The sequence below is a fragment of the Desulfococcus sp. genome (assembly GCF_050178255.1).
GTDB classification, from domain to species: domain Bacteria; phylum Desulfobacterota; class Desulfobacteria; order Desulfobacterales; family Desulfococcaceae; genus Desulfococcus; species Desulfococcus multivorans.
The window spans coordinates 1-8,976 of record NZ_JBFXGG010000116.1 but is presented as its reverse complement, the minus strand read 5'-3'; the positions used below and the strand labels follow the sequence as shown (position 1 = coordinate 8,976).

The 8,976-nt window shown below is 58.3% G+C and carries 6 protein-coding genes and 1 riboswitch; of the genes, 2 read left to right on the top strand and 4 right to left on the bottom strand.

What is annotated here, in order from left to right:
• Positions 1–166: 166 nt before the first annotated feature.
• Entirely contained in the window at positions 167–1,192 is a 1,026-nt protein-coding gene (locus AB7S84_RS14775) for a fibronectin type III domain-containing protein (protein WP_428155379.1), read from the bottom strand.
• Positions 1,193–1,264: 72 nt separating this feature from the next.
• Positions 1,265–1,355, bottom strand: a riboswitch (cyclic di-GMP riboswitch).
• Positions 1,356–1,520: 165 nt separating this feature from the next.
• On the opposite strand from AB7S84_RS14775, the gene corA reads away from it, so the two are divergent.
• Positions 1,521–2,624 carry a magnesium/cobalt transporter CorA gene (corA, locus tag AB7S84_RS14770; protein ID WP_428155377.1) on the top strand — a complete coding sequence of 368 codons (1,104 nt, stop codon included), beginning with the start codon at positions 1,521–1,523 and terminating at the stop codon, positions 2,622–2,624.
• A 3-nt stretch (positions 2,625–2,627) separates the two neighbouring features.
• Here corA and ppc read toward each other — a convergent pair whose 3' ends face one another.
• The 3 genes from ppc to AB7S84_RS14755 all read right to left on the bottom strand — a co-directional run bounded on the left by ppc (position 2,628) and on the right by AB7S84_RS14755 (position 6,962).
• Positions 2,628–5,387, bottom strand: a complete 2,760-nt coding sequence (gene ppc / locus AB7S84_RS14765; RefSeq protein WP_428155375.1) for a phosphoenolpyruvate carboxylase — start codon at positions 5,385–5,387, stop codon at positions 2,628–2,630.
• A gap of 89 nt (positions 5,388–5,476) precedes the next feature.
• Positions 5,477–6,016 (bottom strand): cytochrome b, encoded by a 540-nt coding sequence (locus AB7S84_RS14760; protein ID WP_428155373.1) that lies wholly within the window; start codon positions 6,014–6,016, stop codon positions 5,477–5,479.
• A gap of 43 nt (positions 6,017–6,059) precedes the next feature.
• On the bottom strand, positions 6,060–6,962 hold the full coding sequence (locus tag AB7S84_RS14755; protein WP_020877373.1) for an NAD(P)/FAD-dependent oxidoreductase: 903 nt from the start codon (positions 6,960–6,962) through the stop codon (positions 6,060–6,062).
• 246 nt (positions 6,963–7,208) lie between these two features.
• On the opposite strand from AB7S84_RS14755, the gene AB7S84_RS14750 reads away from it, so the two are divergent.
• The coding region (locus AB7S84_RS14750; RefSeq protein WP_428155370.1) for a cation-translocating P-type ATPase at positions 7,209–8,976 on the top strand (1,768 nt) is incomplete at its 3' end.

Sequence of the window (8,976 nt, the reverse complement as noted above, 5' to 3'; positions counted from 1 at the left end):
GGGCCGGGATGATCACGGTGCCGATACGTCAATCAGCTGTCCATGAGCATGACGGAGAATGGATTTTTTATTCGATTTTTTTAAAAGTGACAACTCGGGATTCTGCGAATTTGAGAGAAAAGAGATGATATCCGGGCCGGTATCCTATCCAGCTTTATCACTGCGACTACTGCGCTATGATTCTGAGCACGGGCGGTGCGATAATCGTCACTGGGTCGTAAATTTTGTTTATTTTTTCAAAATAGAAGGCATCCAGCCGCACCAAAGGGTCTTTTCCGATGACAACCATGCTTTGGGGGCCCTGTTTTAATGTTACGGTAATGGGTATATACGTGGCGGAGTCTCCGAAGCCTCTTTTGTTTGGCCGAGTGGCTACCGACCGCTTCCACAGGCCGAATTCGTTGGGGACGTCATTGGGGTTCAGGTCCCAAGTAAGGGGCTTATGACCATTTATGGAGACCGTGAATGAGTCAGCGCTGTTGTCGGGGGCGTAGGCAATGGCCGTGACGGCGTAGACGCCGTCGCTGTCAACGTTGAATGTATATGCTGCACTGCCGGTTCCCTGCCGGGTCGTTTCGATGTAGGTTCGGCCGGCGTCACCGGGCTCGCTTGCGATCTGCATGGGTGGCGCGAGGACGCCGGATTCCGCCTGAATAATGTCCGAAAAAGTTTCAAATCCGTCATTGATGCCGTCGCCGTCAGTGTCGGGGTTGTTGGGGTCGGTTGCATAGGTGAGGATCTCATCCCCGTCTGACAAGCCGTCGCCGTCTGTGTCCGTGTTGTTTGGATCTGTATGATATTTGGTGATCTCGTCATCGTCCGGGAGGGCGTCGCCGTCGTAATCTATTTTCGGGAAATACTGGAAGATCTCATTGGAGAAACCGCTTTCGGGTTCGTTGGTGTAATAGGCGGTGGCGACAAAGTAATAGGTGTTGCCCTCTTCAAGCCCCTGGATGGTGCAACTGGTTTTGGGACCGACATCGATGCTTTGAGTGTAGTTGGTGCTGGTGGTGCCGTAGTACACTTTGTATCCGGCAGGCATGATGTCGGGGGGATCCCAGATCAGCGCAACCCGGGCTGCCTGCCCAGAATGGGCTATGAAAAAGATCAATGAAAATAAGCTGGTAAAAAAAAATATATTTCTTAGATTGGAATTGAAAAAATTGGATACGGCTGGGAAACAGCATTTCATGGCAACATCTCTTTGAATCCGCAGATGTCGCAAGGCTATGGCGGGATGAAGCAGCCATCACGGCTTGATCAAACCGGCAACCCTGCCACCCTGCCCCGATATAGTGGGGGTTAGGTCAGAGGCTTTGCGTCCCGCCCTTTCGAGCGGTTTGCCTTTTTCGAGTTTTCCATTTCAGATAGCATGGAGCGTGTCTGAAAAAAATGGCAGAGGACGGGGAAATTTTGTGAATTAATTACGGAAAGCAGTTTCAAATCTTAGGCTTTTTTGCGCGGCTGGGGAATCTGAAACGGATCAATATGATGAATGTAGACGGCCCTGCGGATGGGCTATGGAAAAGACTCTGAAAAGCAAGGTAATAGGCTATATGGATGACATGCCGAAACTCTTCCACGACCAATCGGCTAAAACCGGGCTGTCGCCGGGGTCTCTGATCCATGTGGGCGACCGGATCACCGAGCGGGTGAGGATCACGATTCTGAATTACGATGATGACCGGTTTGACATGCGGGAAGGCGTGACCCCGGAGGATGTGGTCGGCTGTCGCAACGGCGACGGCGTGACATGGATACAGGTCCGGGGGCTGCACCAGCCCGAGATCCTGGAAGCGATCGGCGGCCGCTACGGACTTCACCTGCTCATGATGGAAGATATCCTGAACACCGGGCAGCGACCCAAGACCGAGACCTTTGAAAGCTGTCTCTTCACGGTGCTGAAAAGCTTCAGAGACCGTGAAAATGCAGTCTGGGGGGAACAGATCAGCATTGTTCTTGGCAAGAATTTCGTGATCTCTTTCCAGGAGAGCGATCAGGATCTTTTTGAAACGGTGGTTCGTCGGCTTAAAAACAAGATGGGGCGAATCCGGCACATGGGCAGCGACTATCTCGCCTATTCACTCATGGACACCATTGTCGACCACTATTTCGAGGTGGTCGACCTCATGGCCGACGAGATCGAGCGGATCGAGGAAAGGCTTACGGCAAACCCCGAGACGGAGATCCTGGAGGCCGTCTACCAGCTCAAGCGGGAAATCCTTTATCTGCGAAAACACATCTTCCCCATGCGGGACGTGACGCTGCGCCTGGAGAAGGGCGACAGCCCCCTGATCCGGGAAAGCAGCCGCTTCTACTTGCGGGATCTCTACGATCACATCATCCAGATCACCGATACCATCGAAACCTTTCGGGAGACGGCTACGAGTCTCCTGGAACTCTACCACACCAGCGTCAGCAACCGGATGAACGAGGTGATGAAGGTCCTCACCATCATCTCCACCATTTTCATTCCCTTGAGCTTTCTTGCCGGAGTCTACGGTATGAATTTCAAGTACATGCCCGAGTTGGAATTCCGGTGGAGCTACGGAATATTCTGGTTTGTCATTCTTGTCGCCGCCGGGGCCATGATACTCTATTTTCGTCGGAAAAAATGGTTTTAGAGGCTACCCCGTGCTCTGCATGGCCGCCGCGATGCCGTTGATGCTGAGGAAGAGGGCGTGGCGGAGAGCCCCGAGGGCGTCATCGTCCGCCCCGGCGTCGCGCCATCGCCTGAGAAGTTCGATCTGGACCAGATTCAGGACGTGGGTGTAGGGGGTCCGCAGTCGGATAGACTTCTGGATCACCTGCTGGTTTTCCATGAGGGCCGCCTGCTCCGTTACGGCGAGAATCGCTTTTTCCGCCCGTTCGAATTCCGCGGCGATGCGGTTATGGAAAGAAAGCGATGACTGCCGGTCATAGAAGGCGGCCACGGTCAGATGAGTCCGCGCCATCTCCAGTTGGACGTTGTTGATCAGGTTCCGAAAGAAGGGCCAGCCGCGCCACATCTCCCGGAGCATGCCGAGGGCGTCGGGACGCGCTTCCATGACCGTCGAGAGGGCTGTCCCGATGCCGTACCATCCCGGAACGTTGTATCGGGTCTGGGTCCAGGCAAAGACCCATGGAATGGCTCGCAGATCGTCAAATTGGACCTTTCGGGCCGATTTTCTCGAGATGGGCCGTGAGGCGATGGGCAGGCGGCCGATATGCTCCATGGGCGTTACGGTCTGATACCAGTTCCAGAACGCCGGATCGTCGATAAGATCCCTGTAGGCGGCCATGGCCTTTTGTGAGATCGCCTCCATCGTCTCCCGCATGGGGGGGCTGCATTCGATGCCGCAGTGATCGGGACTCGCGGCCTGGAGAACGGCGCTGACGATTTGTTCCAGGTGTCTTCGGGCGATGGGGGCCTGGGCATACCGGAAGGAGATGACCTCCCCCTGTTCCGTGAATCGGATCCGGCCGTTCTGGCTCTGGGCCGGCATGGCGAGGATGGCCTGATTGGCCCGTCCTCCGCCCCGTCCCACGCTGCCGCCCCGCCCGTGGAAGAAGCGGAAGTCGACATCGTGATCCCGGCAGATGTCGGCCAGGGTGCTGAGGCTTTTCTCCAGGGACCAGTTGGCCGTCCAGTAGCCGCCGTCCTTGTTGCTGTCGGAATATCCGAGCATGATCTCCTGAAAATTCCCCCGGGCCGCCAGGTGCCGCTGGTAGATGGGGTTCTGGAAGATTTCGGCCATGAGCTCGCCCGAACGTTCCAGATCCTGGATGGTCTCAAAGAGAGGGACGATGTCCAGCCGGCTGTCGACGGCGCCGTCCCTGATACCCCATAGGCCGGCCTCCTTGGCCAGGAGGAGTACCTCGAGCATGTCGCTTACGCCATGGGTCATGCTGATGACATAGCTTTGGACGGCCCCCGGAGCCGCATCCCGGATGAGGGTCATGACGGTGATCACGTCCGCGGTTGCCGAAGACAGTTCGGTCCTGCAGCCGACCAGAGGGCGGGGATTTTCCAGCTCCGTCGCCAGGAGCTGGATCTTTTCGTCCTCGGGGAGACTCGCGTAATCCACTACGGTGCCTGCCTGCCGCAAAAGCTCCGCAAGGGCCTGTTCATGGACCTGGCTGTGCTGCCGGATATCCAGGGCGATGAAATGGAACCCGAACACCCTGGCGCGGATGATGAGATCGTTCAGACGGCCTTCCCGCGCGACAGCCCCGAGCCCGGCGCTTGCAAGCGCATCCCGGATGAGGCAGAGGTCGGTTTCGAAGTCTTGTGCGGTATAGCCTGCCTCCGATGGGTCGGCCAGGAGCCGGTCGATCTTTTCGATCATACAGCTCAGCTTGACCCGCAGGGGTTCGTGCCGATAGCGGTGGAGAAACTGAGGGTCGAGTCGGACGGTGTCGGTCTCTCCGGCGATATTTTCAGCCACGGCCGGGGGAAACGGCGCTCGGAGGGCCGAAACGCTCATCTGTTGCCAGAGGGCTTGAAGCTCCTCCCGGTATTTCTCGAGAACGGCCTTCCGATAAACGGCCAGGGCCTCTCGGGTCACCTCCGGCGTCACCAGGGGGTTGCCGTCCCGGTCGCCCCCGATCCAGGTGCGGTAGCAGAGAAACGGTGGAAGATCGGGCGCTTTGCCGTAATAGGTTTCAAAAGCCTCTTGCATGTCGGCGAAAATCCTGGGGATGGTCTCCCAAATCGACGTGGTGCAGTAGTAGAGTCCGTTTTCGATCTCGTCTTCGACCCGAAGACGATCGGCCCGGATATCGTCGGTGACCATGAGAAGCGTGATCTCCCGGTGGATTCTGCCGATTCGTTTTCCGATCTCCGCAGCGGACAGGCCGATGTCCGGCGAGACCTTCGCGAGGAGCCGGGCGATCTCGTTCTGCTTGAACAGAATACTGCCGCGTCGCGCTTCCGTGGGGTGGGCGGTGAGCGTGGGTTCGATCTCCACGCGATCGACGAGAGTCCTGACCGATTCGTACGACTGCCCCGACGTCTTGAGCTTGAACACGGCCTCCAGTATCGATTCGCTCCGGGGTGTTTGGTCGGTCTGGCTGCGCTCGGCCTCAGCGTTGATGCGTGCAATCTCACGGCGCTCGGCCTCGTTGGTCAGATGGAAAAAAGCCGTATAGGCGCGGATGAGCCAAAAGATGTCGTCCAGATCGAGGGAATGGATTCGGTGATATATCTCTTCGAAGAGGACCGGGTCCCGGGAGGCCTCAGCCGCCTTGGCATGGTGTCTCAGATCCTCCACCAGGGAGAAGATGCCTTCTCCGGCCTGTTCTCGTATGACATTGCCCAGGATACGTCCCAGGAGATTGACGTGGTACCTGAGGGGCGCGGATACGCCGCCCCCCGCATCGATATCGAAACCGCTCAATTCACGCATGATGCCGTTGTCCTTGAAGATGGTTCTGGATGGAAGATCGCCGATTCGGCCCTCAATGTCTGTCTTTCGCACCCTCTGAAAGGTGTTTGTCATTTCCCCGAAATCATCCGCAATAAGGTCCGGTCCCGGTCGATGTAGTGGTGCTTCACGGCTGCGGCGATGTGGATGACGACGCAGACGGCCAACAGGAGCGCGGTGACGGTGTGCATCTGATGGAAGACCGACCCGACGGCGTCGCTCCGGCCCACGATGGTGGGCAATGTAAAGAGACCGAATACCCTGACCGGGGATCCGAAGGACTGGGACATGAGGATGCCGAATGTCGGCTGCAGAAAGAGGAGGACATACAGGAAGATGTGCATCAGGCGTCCTAACTGGTTCTCCAGGATATTGGGGCCGAGATCCCGCGGTCGGGGATTGATATAGCGCCACCCGAGTCGGAGCGCCGTCAGCAGGAGAATGGTGACTCCCGTCGATTTATGCAGACCCGTGATCAGGGATTTGAATCCGCCCCCGGGCAGAATGCCCAGAAGCAGTCCTCCCATGAGCATCCCCAGCACCATCAGGGCGACAACCCAGTGGAACAGACGGGAGACCCATCCAAAACTTTCAACCGTGTCTTTGATCATACTGTCCTCCTCCCGCAGAGATAACGGCGCCGAAGCGCTGTGCTTATCTGTATTTTTTGGCGTGCTTCGCAGCGGCGAGGCCCGCTACGCAACCCTCTCCCACGGCCTTGGCCACCTGCCAGGGCGGTCCGGTGATATCCCCCGCAGCGAAGATTCCCGGAATGTTGGTGTGCTGGTCGTCGTCCGTCAGGATGTATTTATATTGCTCTGAATCGAGTTCCACCCCCAGGGCGGCCGCCAACTCCACAGCCCCCTTTGCACCGGTTTCGATGAAAACACCTGCCACGCCGATCCGACTGCCGTCGTCCAGTCTTACCGCCTCCACCGCCGCATTTCCGTAGATTTCCTTCACTGCCCGGTTCTCGTGGAGTTTGATGTCCGATGCGCGAACCTGGTTTTCGAGTTTTTTGGCGACCTCGAGATTTCCACAGATCAGATGGACCTCCGAGGCGTAGAAGACCAGCGTCAGAGCCCCGGAGACGGCAGCGGAAGCGTTTCCCACGATGGCTACGGGAACGCCCTTGTAAAAGCCGGCGTCACAATCCACGCAGTAGCTCACCCCTTTGCCGAGAAATTCCTTTTCTCCGGGAACGCCCAATCGGTTGCGGGATATTCCCATGGCCATGATCAGGGATCGGGTCCGGATGGTCCGACCGCTCTCCGTTTCTATGGTGAAGCCGTCGTCTTCGCCGATGCTCCGGATCACGTCTTCATGCAGAAACCGTGCGCCGGCATCGGATGCCTGGCGAATGCCCTGCTGCAGAAATTCCTGGCCCGTCACCTTCTCCAGGCAGCAATAATTTTCAAGATGTGCCCGGTAAAGACTTGATTTCACATCTCTTCCCATCACGAGCACGGAGACCTTGGCCCGTGCGGCGTGGATGGCCGCCTGAAGCCCGGCAGGGCCCGTTCCGAGTACAACGACATCGTAAGATTCCGAACGCATAGGATCCTCCTCCTTTTTCTGCTTAGGCTCCCCCATAACATTGCCAAGGTATGCATCTTCCCGAAAAGAATCAAGACGGAAAACCGGACGAACACCTTTGATGATGGGCGCATTGACGGTGTCTCCTCTTTTGGCGCCGAGATACATTTCAAAATTTGGACGGCAGCGGCCGAATAGCATTTGCAACCCATGAGAAAAAACGATAAAAAAATAGAGACACAACGATTGACAGGGAAGGAGACGCACATGGATCGATCGGCTGAGGGACACCTCACGGGTTTGACCGACGCGGAGGTTCGGGCGCGCCTGGATAGAGACGGCTATAACGAGCTTCCCGCCGCCGGAAAACGGCAGGTCTGGGACATCGCGTGGGAGGTGGTCCGGGAGCCCATGTTCCTCCTGCTCCTGGCCTGTGGTCTGATCTACCTCCTTTCAGGCGAGATCCAGGAGGCCGTGATGCTGTTGGGGTTCGTCTTCGTCGTCATGGGGATCACCTTCTACCAGGAACGAAAGACCGAACGGGCCCTGGAATCCCTCCGGGATCTCTCCAGCCCCCGGGCCCTGGTCATCCGAAACGACGAAAAGATCCGCATCCCCGGACGTGAGGTGGTGCGGGGCGACATGCTCCTGCTGGAGGAGGGGGATCGTGTTGCCGCGGATGCAACCCTGGTGTCGGCGTTTAATCTGTCGGTGGACGAATCCCTCCTGACCGGCGAGTCGGTCCCGGTCCGTAAGCAGGCGGCGACGGACGAAAGCAGCGAGACGGCACCGCCGGGGGGAGACGATCTCCCTTTTGTTTATTCCGGGTCACTTGTGGTGAGCGGTCGAGGGATTGCCCGGGTTACGGCTACGGGGTCGGCCACGGAGATGGGCAAGATCGGCCGGGCTCTCCAGACCCTGACGCCCGAGGACACGCCGCTTCAGCGGCAGACCGGCCGGCTGGTGCGTCGCTTGGCGGCTGTGGGTGCCGTGCTATGCATCGTGGTGATCATTGCCTATGGGATGACCCGGGAGGACTGGCTTCACGGATTCCTGGCCGGCCTTTCTCTTGCCATGGCGATGCTTCCGGAGGAGTTTCCGGTGGTGATGACCATCTTCCTCGCCCTGGGTGCCTGGCGGATTTCCCGCTACCGGGTGCTGACCCGTCGAATGTCCGCCGTCGAAACCATTGGGGCCGCCTCGGTTCTGTGCGTGGATAAGACGGGCACCCTGACCCTCAACCGCATGACGGTGAGCGATCTATACGCCGACGGACGGTTCTTGACGGTGGATGACGGTGTCGACGACCTTCCCGAGGCCTTTCACGAGGTGGTGGAGTACAGCCTCCTGGCCAGCCCCGCCGATCCCTTCGATCCCATGGAAAAAGCCATGAAATCCCTGGGTGAGACAACCCTTGCGCAGACCGAGCACCTCCACGACGACTGGGAACTGTTGCGGGAGTATCCGCTCTCTCGGGATCTGTTGGCCATGTCTCGAGTCTGGCGATCGCCGGACGGGAAAGATCTCATCATTGCGGCCAAAGGCGCGCCCGAGGCCATCGCCGACCTGTGTCATTTCAGTCCGGAGCAGACTACGGCTCTGATGGAACCCATCAACGCCCTGAGCGAAAAGGGCCGCCGCGTCATCGGGGTGGCCGGGGCACGGTTCCGAAAGCCCGAGCTTCCCGGCGAACAACATGATTTCTCTTTTCGGTTCATCGGGCTTCTGGGCCTGTCGGACCCGGTAAGATCCGGTGTCGCCGAAGCTGTCCAGGAGTGCTACGCAGGCGGTATCCGGACCATCATGATTACCGGAGACTATCCGGGCACGGCCCGGAACATCGCCCGTCGGATCGGCCTGAAAAACCCCGACGACTGCATCACCGGTCCCGATCTCGTCCGGATGAGTGACGCCGAACTGGCCGAAGGCATCCGGAAGGTCAATATCTTCGCCCGTATGGTGCCGGAGCAAAAGCTGCGCCTGGTGACGGCCCTGAAGGCGGCCGGCGAGGTGGTGGCCATGACCGGCGACGGCG